The organism is Allobosea minatitlanensis (assembly GCF_964020775.1).
Map to the genome: position 1 here is coordinate 2,940,332 of NZ_OZ224509.1, position 17,400 is coordinate 2,957,731.

Below are 17,400 nucleotides of genomic sequence, written 5' to 3' on the forward strand. Positions count from 1 at the left end.
CAACCCGCCAGCCGAGACCGTCCATGACCGCCTATTCCGAGCTCGCCGGCCATTTCGGCCGCATCGCCGCCCTCTCCAACGCCGTCGGCATCCTGCAATGGGATTCCGACGTGATGATGCCGAAGGGCGCCGCCGAGACCCGGGCCGAGAGCATGGCGCTGCTGCATGTGCTGCGTCACGGCCTGGTCACGGAGCCGCGCATCGGCGACTGGCTGGCGCGGGCGGAGGACGACGCGACGCTCGGCGCCTGGGAAAAGGCCAATCTGCGCGAGATCCGGCGGATCTGGACGGTCGAGACGGCCTTGCCGGCCGCTCTCGTCGAGGCTTCCAGCAAGGCGGTCTCGGCCTGCGAGATGCGCTGGCGGCAGGCGCGGGCGGATTCCGACTTCGCCGGGCTGCTGCCCTTTCTCTCGGAAGTGCTGAACCTGCAGCGGCAGATCGGCCAGGCGAAGGGCGAAAAGCTCGGCCTGCCGGCCTATGACGCCCTGCTCAACGACTACGAACCGGGCGGCAGCGCCGCCCGCATCGACGCGCTGTTCGACGATCTCGCCGCCTTCCTGCCCGGCTTCACCCGGGAGGTGATGGAGGTGCAGGCGCGCCGGCCGGCGCTCGAACCGCTCGAAGGCCCCTTCCCGGCCGAGACCCAGCGGGCGCTCGGCCTCAGGCTGATGGCGGCGCTGGGCTATGATTTCGAGCGCGGCCGGCTCGACATCTCGACGCATCCCTTCTGCGGCGGCGCCGACAACGACGTGCGCATCACCACGCGCTACGACGAGGGCGACTTCACCAAGGCGCTGATGGGCGTTCTCCACGAGACCGGCCACGCGCTCTACGAGCAGGGCCGGCCGCAGGCCTATCTGAACCAGCCGGTCGGCGCCGCGCGCGGCATGAGCGTCCATGAGAGCCAGTCCCTGCTGATGGAGATGCAGGCCTGCCGCTCGCGCCCCTTCCTGGCCTTCGCCACCCCGCTGATGCGCGACGCCTTCGCAGGATCGGGTCCGGCCTGGGACAGCGAGGCGATGTGGCGCCGCTACACCCGCGTCGAGCCCGGCTTCATCCGCGTCGATGCCGACGAGGTGACCTATCCGGCCCATATCATCCTGCGCTACCGGCTGGAGAAGGCGCTGATCGCCGATGCGATGCCGCTCGCGGAATTGCCCGCCGCCTGGAACGAGGGCATGGCCTCGCTGCTCGGCGTGGCGGTGCCGAACGACCGGCTGGGCTGCCTGCAGGATATCCACTGGCCCTCCGGCGGCTGGGGCTATTTCCCGACCTATTCGCTCGGCGCGATGACGGCCGCCCAGCTCTTCGACGCCGCCTGCAGGGCCGAGCCCGGCATCCTGCCCGGCATCGGCCGGGGCGATTTCGCCCCGCTCGTCGGCTGGCTGCGTGCGAACATCCACGGCAAGGGCTCGCTGCTCTCCACCGACGCGCTGCTGACGGAAGCGACGGGCCGGCCGCTCGACGCCTCGGTCTTCAAGGCGCATCTGCGCCGCCGCTATCTCGAAGAGGTCTGAATCCATACATTCAAATTATTGAAAATAAATATCTAATCAGAATTCGGACGCCGGGCCGCCATGCCGCTTTCGGGCTTGCATCCCGGCGCCGAAAACCCGATTTCGGCGATGACGCCTCCTGCATGGTGACCGATCATGACCGAAACCCGCCCCGCTCCGCGCATCGCCATCACCTATTGCTCGATGTGCAACTGGATGCTGCGTTCCGCCTGGCTCGGCCAGGAACTGCTCTCGACCTTCGGCCAGGACCTGGGCGAGGTCGCGCTGATCCCGCGCACCGGCGGCATCTTCCAGATCCACTATGACGGCGAGCTGATCTGGGATCGCAAGGCCGATGGCGGCTTCCCCGACTCGAAGGCGCTGAAGCAGCGCGTGCGCGACCGGCTCGATCCCGGGCGCAGCCTCGGCCATGTCGACGGGCATACGATGAGTGCCGAAGCCGAGAGCTGAAGGCGCCGCAGCGCGGCTTAGCCGTCATTGCGAGGAGCGAAGCGACCAAGCGATCCCCGGGGACCGGGTGCAAACGGTTCACCCGCCCCCCTGGATTGCTCGGCGCGCCCGCAACGACGGTGTGGAGCCAGGGCAGGCTTCGACGTGTTCCAGAACGCCGTTCAGGCAGCGTGCTCGCGCGTCGCCGCCACCCATTGCTTCAGCCGGCCCTCGGGATGGGCGTTCAGCGTGATGTCGGTCACCGCCGCGACGATGTCGGCGCCGGCCGCGAAGACGCCCGGCGCGCGCTCCAGCGAAATCCCGCCGATGCCGACCAGCGGCAGATCGCCGATGCGCCGCTTCCATTCGCCCAGCCGCTCCAGCCCCTGCGGGCCGAAGCGCATCTGCTTCAGGATCGTCGGATAGACCGGGCCGAGCGCGACATAGTCCGGCGCGAGCGCGAGCGCCCGCTCCAGCTCGGCCTCGTCATGGCTGCTGACGCCGAGCTTCAGGCCCGCCTTGCGGATCGCGCCGAGGTCGGCGGTGTCGAGATCCTCCTGGCCGAGATGCAGCCAGTCGCAGCCCTCGGCGATGGCGAGCTTCCAGTAGTCGTTGACGACGAGCACGCATCCGGCCTCGGCGCAGAGCTTCCGGGCACGGGCGATCTCGCGCGCGATTTCGGCCTCCGGCCGGTCCTTCACGCGCAACTGCACCAGCTTCATGCCATAGGGCAGCATGCGCGCGATCCAGTCGGCGCTGTCGAAGATCGGATAGAACGGGTCGAGCCTCATGCCGGAACGCCTTATGCCAGGAACGCCTTGCCCATGACGGGAGTGGAGGGGGCGGCCATGTCGCGCGCCTCGATCGGCTGCGCCGCGAAGGCGAGCCGGCCGGCCCGGATCGCGAGCGCGAAGGCCTCGGCCATCGCCGCCGGATCGCCGGCCTTGGCGACGGCGGTGTTGAGCAGGATGCCGTCATAGCCCAGCTCCATCGCCTGCGCGGCATGGGACGGCAGGCCGATGCCGGCATCGACGACGAGCGGAATATCCGGGAAATGCTGGCGCATGGTGCGCAGGCCATAGGGGTTGTTGAGCCCGCGGCCGGAGCCGATCGGCGCGCCCCAGGGCATCAGCACCTCGCAGCCGGCATCGAGCAGGCGCGAGCCCACGACGATGTCCTCCGTGGTATAGGGAAAGACCTTGAAGCCGTCGTCGGACAGAATGCGCGCCGCCTCGACCAGCGCGATCACATCCGGCTGGAGCGTGTCGTCCTCGCCGATCACCTCGAGCTTGATCCAGTCGGTGCCGAAGACCTCGCGCGCCATCTGCGCCGTGGTGACGGCTTCCTTGACCGTATGGCAGCCGGCCGTGTTGGGCAGGACCTTGACGCCGAGCTCGCGGATCAGGCTCCAGAAGGCCTGCCCCGCGCCGCTGCCGGCCGATTCCCGGCGCAGCGAGACGGTGACGACCTCGGCGCCGGAGCGCCGGACCGCCTCGGCCAGGATCGCCGGCGAAGGATATTGCGCCGTGCCGAGGAAAAGCGGGTTGTCCGGCGCGAAACCGTAGAAGGCCGCCATCTCAGCCCCCCTGCATCGGCGCGACGACCTCGATGCGGTCGCCGTCCTTCAAGGTCACCTCGGCGCGCTTGCGGGCCGGCACGAAATCGCCGTTCACGGCGGTCGCGACGACCCTGCCGGCATAGCCGAGTTCGGCCAGCGCCTCGGCCAGGGTTCCGGCCGCGATCTCCTGCGGGGCTCCGTTAAGCAGCAAGGTCATGCAGCATCTCCGGTCGTAAGTGCGGGTCGAGCACGGCATCCGCCGCCATCCGCGCCATGGCGGGGCTGAGCAGGAAGCCGTGGCGGTAGAGCCCGTTGACATGGATCACCCGGCCCCGGCGCGTCAGCCGCGGCAGGTTGTCGGGAAAGGCCGGGCGGGCGTCGGTGCCGATCTCGACGATCTCGGCCTCGGCGAAGGCCGGATGCAGCGCGTAGGCGGCGCCGAGCAGCTCGAGCATCGAGCGGGCCGAGATGCGCCGGCGCGCGCCGCTCTCGATCATGGTCGCGCCGACCATGAAATGCCCCCCGGCGCGCGGCACGATGTAGAGCGGGATGCGCGGATGCAGCAGCCGGATCGGGCGCGACAGCGCGATCTCGTCGCTCTTCAGGATCAGCATCTCGCCCTTGACGCCGCGCAGCTCGGGCAGGACGTCGCGCGCCGCGAGGCCCCGGCAGTCGAGCACGACCCCGGCGTCGAGCGCCGCCGGCTCGACTTCGCTGCCGAAACGGATCGTCCCGCCCTGCGCCAGAACCCGTTCCGCCAGCGCCGCGATCGCCCGGCGCGGATCGAGGTGGGCCTCCTCCGCGAAGAACAGGCCGCGCGAGAAGCGCCCGGCGAGATCGGGCTCGAGCCCGGCGATGGCCGCGCCGTCGACATCCTCGAAATGGCTGGTGCGCTCGCCGAAGCGGCGCAGCTCCGCGCGGTCGCGGCTCGGCGCGACGACGAGGGTTCCCCGGCGCACCACGCCCCCGGCGTGACGCTCCCACCAGGCGGCCGCCTCCTGGCCGAGGCGGACCACCGGCTCCTCGGCGCTCTCGCCCTCGCACCAGGGCGCGAGCATGCCGCCGGCATACCAGGAACAGGCCTCCGCGCCGACATGGGCACCGCGCTCATGGACGGTGACCCGCGCCCCGCGGGCCAGCAACGCGACGGCGCAGGCGAGGCCGACAACTCCGGCGCCGGCCACGGCGACATCCAGTTCGTGAGAGGGGCGTGAAGCCGTCATGCTTTCCTGCTCCCGGGAAGGCAGCGGCCAAGGGCGAGCAACTGATCTGCGAGCCGTGGACCGTTCCCTTCGCCGGCATTACCCGGATCAGGTACGATGGGTTGGCGCGAACCGCGCCTCTCAGCCTTCCGGCACCCCAACGGACCGCTTCAATCTAGTGGCACGCGCCGCGCAGGGCAAGGCGAGCCGGCATGCGCGAGCCCCGGCCCCGCCCTGCCCCCCGAGCACTTCCCCGGTCGAGGGAATGCCGCGGCTGGCCTGCTGCCGGACGGCGCCCGCGCCCGCAGCCGCGCCCGCTCCTCCGGAACATCGCGCCCTCGCTATCCCCGTCCGCGGGCCCCTCACCATGCCAGCCCTCGTGAAAGGCAGCGCCGGCGCGAGGCATGGCTCGCCGATCCGCCGCCTTGCGGAATTATCCATGGTGCAAAGTGATCGGCGAGGCTTGTCAAAGGGCTTCACGATCGGGCATAGAGCCTTTCGCCGGAGACGTGGCCGAGAGGCTGAAGGCACTCGTTTGCTAAATGAGCATACCCCACAAGGGTATCGAGGGTTCGAATCCCTCCGTCTCCGCCACTCCTAAACCCTTGATATTAAATGGTTTTCCCTTTTTGCGATTTAGGTGTTCTGACACAGCAGCCTGACACATCCGGAACCTCAAAAACCCCGGCATAAATCGGGAAGCTCCATGTACCTGTTTCGGCGTGGATCGCATTGGTGGATTCGTAAGGCGGTCCCTGTAGACCTCGTTGAGATCCTTGGAATTGCGCAGGTCCGTCGGTCGCTGCGCAGGCGAAGCGGGCGCACGAGCTTGCCCAGACCCGGAACAATGTCCTCCGCGATCGCTGTGGTTCGCGTGCGATAGACGAGGCGTTTTTTAAGCGCCTGCCGGCCGATATCCATTTGACGTCACCATGGTTCGACGACGACGCTCAGCGCCAACACGACCGCGTCTTCGAATCCGCGATGGGGGGTCGTCGGGCCTTCATCGTCGGTGCCGCAAAACCGGTCCGAAACAACCTCGACGCGCGATTCAAAACGTTTTTTGGCCGTAGCGCATGGCCGTCCAGAATGATACCGGTCATACTGGGGTGTGGTCGACCCTCTTTATGGTCGTTCCAGTCGTCTCGACAACCTTCGCCTCGAATCGAGCGAATGATCGGATACCTGCCGCCGGACGCTCTCGGCTGGCTCCTTATCGATGAGAAGGTCGAAGGACAGGTATTGCGCAACGTCGGTAAGGCGGGATCAGAAGAGCCAGGCGCATGGGGAGCGCTTCGAGCGCGTTCCAATGATGTGGCCTGATCCTCGCACTCCCATACGGGCTGTTCTGCAACTTCAAAGACTTCAGGCGAATCGCAACCCGCTACGACAAGCTTGCCAGAACTTATCTGGCCTCGCTCTGCCTTTAAGTGCTCGTCTCTTACGGGCTTCTTTGAGTATTGACACCATATCATCGGCCGCTATAACCAATATACTAGCAACAAATTCATAAACTCTAGGCTGTAATATGCAGTATAATCGCAAAATTCTGTATTTTAATTCGCTCGCAGACATGTAATATACGATTTATATTGACATTAATCGTGACATAATTAATAGTTTACTTACGTTAAGCACGAGACATATCGTGATTACCCGCCGCAAATCAGCGTTAAGAGCGATCTAGGTCAGTATTGCGCGAAAGGAGATCCGCTCCCAGGCAGCATGCCCCTGCCGGCAACCGGCGCGAGGCGCACACCAGATTCCGCGCCCGATGGTCCAGGGAGCATACGTCCTTTGCGCGCGAGCGCTATCGGCCTTCTGCTTCGCAGAGTCGAGCTGCGCTGCCCGCGGCATCGCGTCTTGTGCCGACGAGAACCGTGGCAAGGCCGCTCGCCGAGGTCGCGGCTCCCGCCACCGCCGGGTAGCCGAGGCCGGCGGCGATGAGACCGCCGTCCAGGGCGTCACCGAAGGCATTGCCGAGGTTGAAGGCGCCGATGGTCACGGCAGATGCGAGGTTGGGAGCATCGGCGGCCGCCGTCATCACCCGCACCGCCAAGGGCGGGACCAGCGCGAAGCTCGCGATGCCCCACAGGAAAATCAGCACGGCGCTAGCACCGGAATGGCCCATCGGCGTCGCGAAGGCGGCCAGCACCGCCGAAAGCGACGCCAGAGTCACGATCAGCGTGCGGTCGACCGATCGGTGGGCGAAACGACCGCCGAGCCAGTTCCCGACCGAGGCGCTGGAGCAGCGCATTGAGGCGATCCGGACCAACCGATTCGCGATGACGCATCGCGAATCTTTCGAAACCGAGATCTCGTTCGCCGCCCCCGTCTTTGGACCAACCGGCGCGGTGATCGCAGCTGTCGGCACCGCCGTCGTGACGACGCAGTGCACGGTGGAAGAGGCCTGCACGCGCCTCGCGCCTGCTCTGCTCGATCTGGCGCAGCCGTATCGAGCCCATCGCAAGTCAGTCGGCCTGAAAGAGGCACCTAGAGGACCCGTCAAGGCACCGTTGAACGAATGTCGACCGCCTCGATTTTCGGAGCACCATGCTGGAGTTGGCGCATTACGGAGATTACGTCGCCAACGCCCTCGCGGAACGGATAATGCTGATTGCCCACTTCGCCGATTAGCAGCGCGTCACAAGGCGCCGGCTTTAAGCCTTGATTAAATGATGATGCCGCTGACGCTGCTCCACCGCGTCAGCGGCATCACGCAGCTCAGTGCCGTGCTTCGGCCGGAGCAGAGGCAAAGGTCGCGATCGGCGGCTTCTCTGCCGACGGCACGACGACATCGATCAGCAGCGGCCTGGCGAGGTTCCTTGATTTCCGGAGCGCGGCATCGAGTTCATCCGGTGTCGAGACGCGAACACCGTCGCAGTTCAGCGTTCGTGCGAGATCGGCGTAGTTCACCGGGGTGAAGGTCGTCTCCATCGTCTTGCCGAAGCGATGCTTCTCGTAATGCTGCTGGAAGCCGAGAATGCCGTTGTTGAGGACGATAACGCAGATCGGCACCTTGTAGCGCGCCGCTGTCTCCATCTCCATCGCGACATACCCAAAGCCACCATCGCCGGTGACGCAGTAAACCGCCGAGTCCGGCTTGGCGAATTTAGCGCCGATGGCGGCGGGCACGCCCCAGCCGAGACCAGCAAAGCCGCGCGGCGCTAGAAACTTCCGTCCCGCCGTCTTGTAGCGCAGCAGATCCATGCCCCATGCCGATGAGTAGCTGGCATCGGTCGCTACGATATCGTCTTCGCCCAGCAATTCGTTCAGCGTACGATAGATTTGGCGCGGATCGATCTCGCTGCCGCCGGTCTCGAAGCTCTCGAAATCGGCCTGCCAGGCGGCGATCTTCGCCTGCAGATCGGATGTCCAGGCGGAGGGTTCGGCGCGCGGCGCCAGAGCCTCGCAGAGCTGGCCGAGGGCCAGCTTGGCGTCGGCGGCGATTTCCAGCGCGGCATAGGTGCGGCCGAGCTCGACCGGATCGATGTCGATATGGATGATCTTCTGGTCCCGCGACGGAATCGTCCAGTCATTGGTCGCGATCGAATCGGTCTTGGTACCAACGAGGACAACGAGATCCGCCTCCTTCACTGCCTGGTTGGCGATCCAGCCGCGCGCGCCCTGCCCGGCCGTATAGGCTCCGACCACGCCGGCCGCGAGCGGATGCACTTCGGCGATGGCGCCCTTGCCGAGCGGCGTGGTGGCGATCGGAAGTTGCCGCCTTTCGGCGAGCGCCTGCAACTCCGCATAGCCCTGCGACAGGTGCAAGCCGCCGCCGGCGATGACGATGGGCCGCTCGGCCGCTTCGATCTGCTTGGCGGCCGCGGCGATGCCGGTCGGATCGGCTGCCATACGCACGCGCGGATAGGTGCTCGGCTCGAGAATCTCGACAGGGTTGACCGGGCCGCTGACCAGCGCCGAATCCGGGAACGAAAGCACCACCGGTCCGGGGCGGCCCGTGGTGGCGACACGCATCGCATGCGCGACATATTCGGCGGTCCGCTCGGGCACGTCGACGCGGCGGCCCCATTTCGTCATCTGCTCGAAGAGGCGGACATGGTCGATGCCCTGGATCGGATTGCGGTCGAGATTGGGCGTGGCCACGTCGTTGACCAGAGCGAGAACTGGGGTCGAGGTGCTGTAGGCCTCGGCCAGCCCCGAGACGAGATTGGTCGCGCCGGGGCCGCGGATCGCGCCGCAGACGCCGACGCGGCCGGAGACGCGCGCGAAGGCATCGGCCATGACCGCGCCGGCACGCTCGTCATGGATCGTGACCGGCCGGATGCTCGGGTCGAGATCCACATAGAGCGGCTCGGGCGTGTCCATGCCGAAGATGTGCGTCACCCCGAGCTTGACCAGGGCGTCGCTGACCGCTTCGGCGCCGGTCTTCATGTTCTTCGTAGTCATGGTTTTCCCTGCGAGGTCGATCTGGTGGTGGTGGATTTCCCGTCCCGGCCGGCCTCTCGCGGGCTGCACCGGGACAAAGCGATGAGGCAGGCGCGCCGTCAGATAATGGCGAAGCCTCCATTGGGGCTGAGCACCTGGCCCGTGACGAAAGAGGCCGCGTCGCCGGCCAGAAAGGCGATGGCCTCGCCGATCTCCGACGGCCGGGCGTAGCGGCCGAGCGGGATGGTCTTTGCCTTGGCGGCACGCAGTTCCGCGGAATCGTTGCGCGCGGTCATCTCGGTCTCGGTGTGGCCGGGGGCAACGACGTTCACCCTGATGTTCCAGGGCGCGAATTCCTTGGCCCAGCCCTTGGACATCGCAATCAATGCGCCCTTTGCTGCGTTGTAGGTCGCGCCTTCCGTCCACCCGACGAGCGCCTGGATCGAGGAGAGATTGACGATCGAGCCGGCCTTGCGCTGCTTCATCCCGGCGATCACGGCCTGCGTCGTCCAGAGCGTGCCCGCGACGTGGACACCGATGGAGCGAGCGAACATTGCCTCGGTCACCTGCTCGAGCGGGCACCGGTCCGAGGCAATCCCCGCATTGTTGATCAGCACGTCGATCGTGCCGCAGCCCGCTTCGACAGCCGCCACGACGCCGGCCATCGCCTCGCGATCGGCAACGTCGGCCGCGAAGCTCTCCGCCTCGGCGCCCCTCTGCCGGATCAAAGCCGCCGTTTCGGCCGCAGTCTGCGGGTCGATGTCGTGAACGGCGATGCGGAAGCCCTTGGCGGCGAGGACAAGCGCGGTCGCCTTGCCGATCCCGCGGCCCGCCCCGGTGATCAGAGCCACTTTGCTGCGCATTTCGGACATCCGCGACCTCCCTCGGCGTGGCGGAACGACCCCGGCGCCGATGATCGCAACGATTGCAGACTTCCAATTTTTTGCCAATAGATAAATTAGTTGCTATATTTGCAAAATAATGCGATAGATCCGGAGGGTGGATGTTCGCGCGGTGAGGACAGCACCGTGCTAGGGAAACGCTCCGGCTCTGCGTGAGGCACCGTGAAGGGACGAAGGAGAATTCGGTGAAGACGGTCAGAACGGCGGCGCAGATTTTGACAATGTTCGACGGCGATACGCCGACGATCACCGTCACCGGCGCCGCCAACCGCTTTGGCCTGACGGCGAGCGCCTCCTCCCGGCTCCTCGCAGCGCTGGCGACATCGGGCATCATTCAGCGCGAGCCGGATCGCTCTTACCGGCCGGGTCCCCTGGCCTATCGTCTGGGGCTGCTCTACCACGCGCACAACAGGCTCTCCGACCGGATCAACGACGGAGCACGCACCGTCGTGGACCAGACGGGACGGACCTGCTGGGTCTCGGTGCTGACCGAAACCAACAACATGCTGATCAGCCGTTTTCCCGGCCGGCGCGATCAGGGTTTCCACGTCAATCCGGGCAATCTCCTGCCCGCCAACGCCAGCGCGGCCGGCAAGGCACTGCTCGCCCGGATGTCCGACGCCGAGCTGCGCAAGCTCCTCACCGGCAAGAAGCTCGACGCCTGGACCGAGAAATCCAAGACCGACATCGAGGCCGTGCTGAGCGATGTCGCCTTCATCCGCGAACATGGCTGGAGCATCATCATCGACGAGCTTTTCGTCGACACGGTCTCGGTGGGCGTCGCCTTCGCAGCCCCGATGGAGGCCACCCCGATGGCGCTCAGCATGTCGCTGCATTCGGCCAGCCCCGAAGAGATCGCCTCCGGCGTCAAGATCCTGACCGAGGTCGCTTGCGAGATCGGCGCGATGATCGGCGACCCGTTCTGGAGCGCGCGCCGGCCCAGCGCCGATCTGGCGACGATCCTGGCAGAGGTCGAGGCCTATATGGCGATCCCGGTCACATCTTAGGCCGACCATCGCGGCGGCCAGGCAGCAGTCCCGGCACCGGTTGACAAGCCTCTCGCAGCGTGTTGGAATTTTCTTATAATGAAATTAGTTGCATTATTTGCAACAATAAAGCCGTTACCCGGGGAACGGCTTCCCTGACCGACCGACATGCAACGCGAGGAGGATGTTATGGAAAAGACGAAGGACCGCTTCGAATTCGGCAGACGCAACCTGATCAAAGGCCTCGCCGCCGGCAGCCTCGTTCCACTCGCCAGCCCGTTCATCGGCCGCGCTCTCGCGGCGGAGCGGCTGGTGGTGCGCGATCCGGGCGGTGTCGTGAACGACGCCGCCACAAAGGCCTTCTACAAGCCGTTCTCACAGGAAACGGGCATCGAGGTCGTGGGAGTGACCTCACAGCTCGAACCCCTGAGCCAGATCCGCACCATCGTCGACAGCAAATCCTATCTCTGGGACGTCGCGCTGCTGTCGCTGCAAGCGCAGGAGATCCTCGGCAAGGCCGGCTATCTCGACGAGATCGACACCTCGGCCCCCGGCATCGTCGACATCCTGCCCGATGCGAAGTCGAAATGGGGCGTCTGCATGCAGATCTACGCGACCATCTTCGCTTACAACACCAAGACCTATGGCGAGAACGGTCCGCAATCCTGGGAAGACGTCTTCGACCTGAAGAAGTTCCCCGGCCGCCGCGCGCTGCGCAAATACCCGATCGACACGCTGGAATCCGCGGCCATGGCCGATGGCATCGGCGTAAAGGACGTCTATCCGCTCGATCTCGACCGCGCCTTCAAGAAGCTCGACGAGGTCAAGCCCGGCGTCAATCTGTGGTGGAGCAACGGCGCCCAGTCGTCCCAGGCCGCGGCCTCGCAGGAAGTCGATATCGTCTCGACCTATAATGGCCGCGTGCAGGCCGCGATCGATGACGGAGCGCCGTACAAGATCGTCTGGAACCAGGGCATCTGGGCGCCTGACGGCTACGCCATCCCCAAGGGCAATCCCAAGGCCAAGATCGCCCATGACTTCCTGAAGTTCTGCGCCCGGCCGGATCGCCAGGCCGAGTATTCCAAGGCGGTCCCCTACAGCCCGCCAAATCCGAAGGCCTTCGAGTTCATCGACAAGGCGCGCATCGATCTGATGCCGACCGCTCCCGGACGCGTCGAGAAGATGGTCATGGAGAACGGCGCCTACTGGGCCGCCAATCTCGAAAAGGTCGCCGCGCGCTTCAACGAATGGGTCGTCAAGTGATGACCAGCCGGCGACGGACGGACCAGCCGACATGACCTCCCTGCCCGCAAAGGCCGATGCGGGGAGCGGCGATGCCGCCCCCGCCAAGCTCTCGGTCGCCGGTGTCGAGAAGCGCTATGGCAGCGTGGTGGCGCTCGCGCCGACCGATCTCGAAGTACGCTCGGGCGAGTTCCTGACCCTGCTCGGACCCTCGGGCTCGGGCAAGACGACCCTTCTGATGACGATAGCGGGTCTGGCCCTGCCCGATGGCGGCCGGATCGTGATCGACGGGCGCGACACCACCTATACGCCCGTTTACGACCGGGACATCGGCATGGTTTTCCAGAACTATGCACTGTTCCCGCATCTCGACATCTTCGAGAACGTCGCCTTCTCGCTGCGAGTGCGGGGTTTGGCCAAGGTGGAGATCACCAGGCGCACGCATGAGGCATTGTCTCTCGTGCAGCTCGATCATCTGGCGCAACGCTTCCCGAAGGAGCTTTCGGGCGGACAGCAGCAGCGCATCGCGATCGCGCGCGCGATCGTCTACCAGCCCTCGATCATCCTGATGGACGAGCCTTTGGGCGCGCTCGACAAGCGTCTGCGCGAGCAGATGCAGATCGAGATCAAACGGCTGCACCGGCAGCTCGGCGTGACAATCATCTATGTCACGCACGACCAGGAAGAAGCGCTGTCGATGTCCGACCGCATCTGCCTGATGAACAATGGCGGCATCGTGCAGCTCGGCCAGCCGGCCGAGCTCTATTTTGCTCCCCGCAGCCTGTTTGCCGCCAATTTCCTCGGCGAGGCGAATATCCTGACCGCGCAGCCGGGCCCGGGGCCGGGAATAGCGAGCGCGGCGGGGACCTCCCTCCGCTTCGACGGCTCCCCCTCGGCCGGCGGCGAGACCATATCGCTGCTGATCCGGCCGGAATGCTTTTCGCTCGGAATGGGCGACGGAACCGCCAATCGGCTGAGCGGCCGCCTTGCCGACATCACCATGCTCGGGCCGATGACGCGCCTCGACGTGGTCTGCGCAGACGGCACGGTGCTGATCGCCAAGATCCCCACCGGGCGCGCCGTCACGGAACTTGTCGCGGGCTGCGAGATCAACCTGAATTGCTCCCGGCAGGACGTCATCCTCGTCGGAGGCGACACATGAGCCGGGCGGCCAGCACTGGAGAACGCCGCCGTTTGGCCGAGGCCATGCCGCTTGCCCCGGCCCTCATCCTGCTCCTGTTAGTCTATGTCGGACCCGTGCTCTGGTTCCTCGCATCGAGCTTCGTCGGCAACGACGGCTCGATCGGCCTGCACAACTATGTCCGGCTGTTTGGCAGCGCGACCTATGTCACCACGATCGGCACCACGCTGAAGCTGGCGGGGGCCACGACTCTGCTCTGCGTGCTCGCCGGCTATCCCGTGGCCTATCTGATGGCGACGACACGCGCGGGCTCCAGCCTGATCCTGCTCGTCGTGCTGCCGTTCTGGACGAGCTATCTGGTGCGCACCTTCGCCTGGATCATCCTCCTCGGCCGAAACGGCACGATCAACAGCACGCTGATCAGCCTCGGCCTGATCGAGCGGCCGCTCGAGCTTTCCTATAATTTCTTCGCGGTGGTCACGGCCATGACGCATGCGATGCTGCCGCTCGCCATCCTGACGATGCTTTCGACCATGCAGAACATCGGCGCGCATTACGGTCGGGCGGCCTCCACTCTCGGCGCCCGCGGCGCGCAGTCGTTCCTGCGTGTCTACCTGCCGCTGTCCATGCCGGGGGTGGCGGCCGCCGCGCTCATGGTTTTCATCATCTGTCTCGGCTTCTTCGTCAACCCGGCCCTGCTCGGCAGCCGGCGCGAGACCGTGATCACCCAGATCATGATCGACCAGCTCAGCACCTCGCTGGATTGGGGCTTCGCCGGCGCGGCCTGCGTGCTGATGCTCGCCGTCTCATTGGCCATCGTCGCGCTCTATCAGAGCCTGTTCGGCATGACGGCGGTGACGGGCATGGAAACCGGCCGCAGCCAGAGCTCGCTGCGCAAGAGCATCTCGCGCGGGGCGCTGCGTCTCGCCGGCGGCCTCGGGCAGGGATTGTCCGGGACCGGCCGGCGGATCGAGGCTGCCATGGGTGCGATCGGGCTCAGGCCCCGATCCGGCGGCCTGCGCGGTCCGCTCGCGCTCCTTGTCGGGCTGATCGTGGCGTTTCTGCTGGTGCCGGTGCTGTTCCTGATCCCGGTCTCCTTCACCACCTCTTCCTTCATGCGCTGGCCGCCGGAGTTCTTCACGCTGCGCTGGTATCAGACCTATCTGCTGCATCCGATCTGGGTTTCGGCAATCCTGCGCTCGCTGCTCGTCGGCCTCGGCGCAGCGATCATCGCCACGACGGTGGGCACGCCTGCGGCCTTTGCTCTGGTGCGAAGGCGGGTGCCGGGCAAACCTGCGCTGATGAGCTTCATCATCGTGCCGATGATCCTGCCGCATATGGTGCTCGCGATCGCGTTGTTCTCACTCTATGCGCAGATCGGCCTCGTCGGGTCGGCCTTCGGGCTCGTCATCGCCCATGCGGTGCTCGCCATCCCGCTCGTTGTCATCACGGTCTCTTCGGTGCTGCGCAATTACGACCAGCGGCTCGACCAGGCGGCATCCGTCATGGGCGCGCGACCACCGCGCGTATTTCGCACCGTGACCCTGCCGCTGATCGGTACGGGCATGATTTCGGCCTTCATCTTCTCCTTCATCAGCTCCTTCGACGAGCTGACGGTTTCGCTCTTCGTTACCGGCGGCCTGACCGCGACCCTGCCGAAGCAGATGTGGGAGGACGCGATCAACCAGGTGTCTCCGGGGCTGGCCGCGGTCTCGACCGCGATCCTGGTGGGGCTGACCGTGATCCTGCTGGCAGTGGCGCTCTATCAGCGCCGCGCCGGCTCCACCGCCATCGAACTGCGCGGATAGCGATCCAGAGAACGAAAGGTGCAGCCATGACCCGTTTCGACCGACCCTTCACGGTTCCCGACCGCACTCCTCTCTTCAAGGCGTTGCCGCGCCACTATGTCGGCTATCGCAAGCTGTCGGTATTCTGCGAAGCATCGCCCGAAGGCATTCGCAAGGCCCTTCCGGCCGACCTCGATTATGTCTCCAACCAGATCGAGGTCTTTGTCATGGACTGCCCGGAAGTCCACGATATGGATAATCGAGCGATGGGACCGCGCGCCTATCTGGAGGGCGGTGTCGTGGTCCAAGCCGCCTTCGGCGGCGTCACCGGGGGGCATGTCCTCTATGAATATGTCACCACCGACGATTCAATGGCCGGCGGCCGCGAGGTTTGGGGCTACCCGAAGAAACTCGGTGCGGTGACGTACGACGAGGCGGCCGACGGGAGCATCACCGCCAGCGTTTCGCGGCTCGGGCATTCGCTGATCAAGCTGAATTATCGGCCGGGCGAGACCTTCTTCGAGAAACCGTCCCTGCATCCGCGCCTGCAGGTCAAGCGGATTCCGCGCGCCGATGGCGAGGGCTTCGACGTCGACCAGATCATCCTGAACGAGCTGACCGGAGCCAAGGTCTTCAGCCATAGCCGCGGAGCGGGATCGGTGCTGCTGGGCGGCCGCAATGAGATGGATCCGTTGATGGAGCTTGGCGTGACGCGCGTGATCGGCGCCGAGCATGTCGTCGCCGAATTCAACCTCGGATATGGGCGAGTTTTTCACGACAAGCTCAAGGCATGACTGTCGCTGCCCTGTCGGCTCCTTCCGCGATTGAGCGGCGGTTTGCGGGCGAAAGACCGAGGTCCGGAAGCAGTTCGGGAGGGCGGCTTTTGGGAGGGACTAAAGTCCGCGACTGGCGCTACGTTTCCGACAGCGGTTGCAATCGCTCGAGCAACATTGAAACTGTTTTGACCGTCGCTCCCGGCCGCGATACAGAAGCATTCAGGAGCTTCCGCGCATTGCTAACCGATTGCCGTCAAAACGAGCGCGCGAGGTCCGCTCGCTGCGCCAAGGTCAGGGCGAGGCCGAGGGACCATAGCCTCGCTGGGCTAGGCGGTAGTGACGATTTAACGAATCGGGATTCCCAAGAGGGTGCCAATCAGATTCAACGCTGATTTTTGGAGATCGGCGATGGATTGCGATGCGCTTCGGGACGACCAGTGGGAGCGGATCAAGGGTTTTGTGCCTGGCGGTCGCAAGGGCAAGCGCGGCCCGCGCACCGACAACCGCAAGTTCCTCGACGCGCTGTTGTGGATGGCGCGTTCAGGCGGCCGTTGGCGCGATCTGCCGGAGCGGCTTGGCGACTACCAGTCGGTGAAGCGACGTTACTATCGCTGGATCGCGATGGGCGTTCTGGACGACATGCTGGCCGCATTGGCCCGCGACACCGATCTGGAATGGCTGATGATCGACTCCGCCATCGTGCGCGCCCACCAGCATGCGGCCGGGGCAGGCAGGGTCAAAGGGGGGCGGATGCCCAGGGCTTGGGCCGGTCTCGCGGCGGCCTGAGTACCAAGATCCACGCCGCCACCGAGGCGCTTGGCCTTTCCGTTCGCCTGATCGCCTCGCCCGGCCAGCGCAACGAGCCCGCTCGCCGGCGGCTTGCTATCGCGCAAATGCAGCCGCGAGAACGAGGCGGTCGGCGAAGGCCGTCGCATCGGCTTCAACTTCCCGCCGGTGGAGCGCGATCGCGGCTACGGCGTGATCGAGGCGATGCGGCCGATCGCGCGGGCGCACGGCGTCAGCGTCGCGCAGATCACGCTCGCTTGGCTCTTGCATCAGCGTCACCAGCGTCATCACCGGCGCCAAACGACCGGACCAGCTCGCCGACAACCTCGCCGCCGCAAATGTGCGCTTGTCGGCCGAGGATCTTCGGGCCCTCGACGCGGCGGGCGCACTCCAGGCGGAATATCCCGGCTGGATGCTCGAGCGCCACGGCGCCTATCGCGCCCATATGCATGAGACGGCGTAGTCTCCGATCCTGCGCCGGCGGCGCGACCGACCGCCGGCGCAAGATCGCGTGAAAGGGGGCAGGGCGATCGCCCAGGAGGTCGAGGTGCGATGGCCTTCCGACCAGAAGACCAATGATGACGAGATCGCGCAGCGGGCGCTCAAGATCATCGAATGGGACACCACCATCCCCGACGGCAAGGTCCGGCTCAAGGTCCAGAAGAGCTGAGGTCACCCTGAC

Annotated in this window: 17 protein-coding genes, 1 tRNA gene, 2 pseudogenes and 1 riboswitch; of the genes and pseudogenes, 13 read left to right on the plus strand and 7 right to left on the minus strand. The window is 65.8% G+C overall.

What is annotated here, in order from left to right; translation table 11 throughout:
• The first annotated feature begins 23 nt into the window (after positions 1 to 23).
• Both ACWH43_RS14415 and ACWH43_RS14420 read left to right on the plus strand, forming a co-directional pair.
• Positions 24 to 1,517, plus strand: coding sequence for a carboxypeptidase M32 (locus tag ACWH43_RS14415; protein ID WP_158444670.1), 1,494 nt, complete (start codon positions 24 to 26; stop codon positions 1,515 to 1,517).
• Between the two features lie 135 nt (positions 1,518 to 1,652).
• On the plus strand, positions 1,653 to 1,967 hold the full coding sequence (locus tag ACWH43_RS14420; RefSeq protein WP_158444669.1) for a SelT/SelW/SelH family protein: 315 nt from the start codon (positions 1,653 to 1,655) through the stop codon (positions 1,965 to 1,967).
• Positions 1,968 to 2,128: 161 nt separating this feature from the next.
• Here ACWH43_RS14420 and ACWH43_RS14425 read toward each other — a convergent pair whose 3' ends face one another.
• From ACWH43_RS14425 to thiO, 4 genes are read right to left on the minus strand one after another with little or no spacing between them, the layout of a single operon-like run.
• On the minus strand, positions 2,129 to 2,737 hold the full coding sequence (locus tag ACWH43_RS14425) for a thiamine phosphate synthase (RefSeq protein WP_158444668.1): 609 nt from the start codon (positions 2,735 to 2,737) through the stop codon (positions 2,129 to 2,131).
• 11 nt (positions 2,738 to 2,748) lie between these two features.
• Positions 2,749 to 3,522, minus strand: a complete 774-nt coding sequence (locus tag ACWH43_RS14430; protein ID WP_158444667.1) for a thiazole synthase — start codon at positions 3,520 to 3,522, stop codon at positions 2,749 to 2,751.
• A 1-nt stretch (position 3,523) separates the two neighbouring features.
• The gene (gene thiS / locus ACWH43_RS14435) at positions 3,524 to 3,721 is read right to left on the minus strand and encodes a sulfur carrier protein ThiS (RefSeq protein WP_158444666.1); all 198 of its coding nucleotides are present in this window, start codon (positions 3,719 to 3,721) and stop codon (positions 3,524 to 3,526) included.
• A complete protein-coding gene (gene thiO, locus ACWH43_RS14440) occupies positions 3,705 to 4,700 on the minus strand; it encodes a glycine oxidase ThiO (protein ID WP_158471805.1) in 996 nt (331 codons plus the stop codon). The genes thiS and thiO overlap by 17 nt, the downstream gene beginning before the upstream one ends.
• Before the next feature lie 74 nt (positions 4,701 to 4,774).
• Positions 4,775 to 4,876: riboswitch (TPP riboswitch) on the minus strand.
• Positions 4,877 to 5,209: 333 nt separating this feature from the next.
• Between thiO and ACWH43_RS14445 the strand changes: the two genes are divergently transcribed.
• Together ACWH43_RS14445 and ACWH43_RS14450 are read left to right on the plus strand one after the other, a co-directional pair.
• Positions 5,210 to 5,300 (plus strand) — tRNA-Ser (locus ACWH43_RS14445).
• Positions 5,301 to 5,412: 112 nt separating this feature from the next.
• Positions 5,413 to 5,589: a DUF6538 domain-containing protein gene (locus ACWH43_RS14450; RefSeq protein ID WP_375796989.1), complete on the plus strand. Its 177-nt coding sequence runs from the start codon at positions 5,413 to 5,415 to the stop codon at positions 5,587 to 5,589.
• Positions 5,590 to 6,516: 927 nt separating this feature from the next.
• On the opposite strand, the gene ACWH43_RS14455 is transcribed toward ACWH43_RS14450, so the two are convergent.
• Complete coding sequence (locus tag ACWH43_RS14455) at positions 6,517 to 6,813, minus strand: hypothetical protein (RefSeq protein WP_375796990.1); 297 nt, start codon at positions 6,811 to 6,813, stop codon at positions 6,517 to 6,519.
• On the opposite strand from ACWH43_RS14455, the gene ACWH43_RS14460 reads away from it, so the two are divergent.
• The gene (locus ACWH43_RS14460) at positions 6,791 to 7,381 is read left to right on the plus strand and encodes an IclR family transcriptional regulator domain-containing protein (RefSeq protein WP_375796991.1); all 591 of its coding nucleotides are present in this window, start codon (positions 6,791 to 6,793) and stop codon (positions 7,379 to 7,381) included. The genes ACWH43_RS14455 and ACWH43_RS14460 overlap by 23 nt on opposite strands.
• 49 nt (positions 7,382 to 7,430) lie before the next feature.
• Here the strand turns inward: ACWH43_RS14460 and ACWH43_RS14465 are convergent, their stop codons facing one another.
• Together ACWH43_RS14465 and ACWH43_RS14470 are read right to left on the minus strand one after the other, a co-directional pair.
• Positions 7,431 to 9,119 carry a thiamine pyrophosphate-binding protein gene (locus ACWH43_RS14465; RefSeq protein ID WP_158445827.1) on the minus strand — a complete coding sequence of 563 codons (1,689 nt, stop codon included), beginning with the start codon at positions 9,117 to 9,119 and terminating at the stop codon, positions 7,431 to 7,433.
• A 98-nt stretch (positions 9,120 to 9,217) separates the two neighbouring features.
• Positions 9,218 to 10,048: an SDR family NAD(P)-dependent oxidoreductase gene (locus tag ACWH43_RS14470; RefSeq protein ID WP_448153524.1), complete on the minus strand. Its 831-nt coding sequence runs from the start codon at positions 10,046 to 10,048 to the stop codon at positions 9,218 to 9,220.
• Between the two features lie 137 nt (positions 10,049 to 10,185).
• Here ACWH43_RS14470 and ACWH43_RS14475 point away from each other — a divergent pair, with 137 nt between their 5' ends.
• The 8 genes and pseudogenes from ACWH43_RS14475 (at position 10,186) to ACWH43_RS14510 (ending at position 17,388) form a co-directional block, all read left to right on the plus strand.
• Entirely contained in the window at positions 10,186 to 11,007 is an 822-nt protein-coding gene (locus ACWH43_RS14475) for an IclR family transcriptional regulator (protein ID WP_158445825.1), read from the plus strand.
• Positions 11,008 to 11,175: 168 nt separating this feature from the next.
• Positions 11,176 to 12,249: an ABC transporter substrate-binding protein gene (locus ACWH43_RS14480; protein ID WP_260347892.1), complete on the plus strand. Its 1,074-nt coding sequence runs from the start codon at positions 11,176 to 11,178 to the stop codon at positions 12,247 to 12,249.
• Positions 12,250 to 12,280: 31 nt separating this feature from the next.
• Positions 12,281 to 13,390, plus strand: coding sequence for an ABC transporter ATP-binding protein (locus tag ACWH43_RS14485; RefSeq protein ID WP_448153525.1), 1,110 nt, complete (start codon positions 12,281 to 12,283; stop codon positions 13,388 to 13,390).
• Positions 13,391 to 13,434: 44 nt separating this feature from the next.
• Positions 13,435 to 15,177 (plus strand): ABC transporter permease subunit, encoded by a 1,743-nt coding sequence (locus ACWH43_RS14490; RefSeq protein WP_260347893.1) that lies wholly within the window; start codon positions 13,435 to 13,437, stop codon positions 15,175 to 15,177.
• 26 nt (positions 15,178 to 15,203) lie between these two features.
• A complete protein-coding gene (locus ACWH43_RS14495) occupies positions 15,204 to 15,950 on the plus strand; it encodes an acetoacetate decarboxylase family protein (protein ID WP_158445821.1) in 747 nt (248 codons plus the stop codon).
• A gap of 390 nt (positions 15,951 to 16,340) precedes the next feature.
• A pseudogene (locus tag ACWH43_RS14500) lies at positions 16,341 to 16,801 on the plus strand (IS5 family transposase); the annotation flags it as partial.
• Positions 16,794 to 17,181, plus strand: a pseudogene (locus tag ACWH43_RS14505) (aldo/keto reductase); the annotation flags it as partial. The pseudogenes ACWH43_RS14500 and ACWH43_RS14505, both read left to right, overlap by 8 nt.
• A 48-nt stretch (positions 17,182 to 17,229) precedes the next feature.
• Entirely contained in the window at positions 17,230 to 17,388 is a 159-nt protein-coding gene (locus tag ACWH43_RS14510) for a hypothetical protein (protein ID WP_260347894.1), read from the plus strand.
• Positions 17,389 to 17,400: the final 12 nt, after the last annotated feature.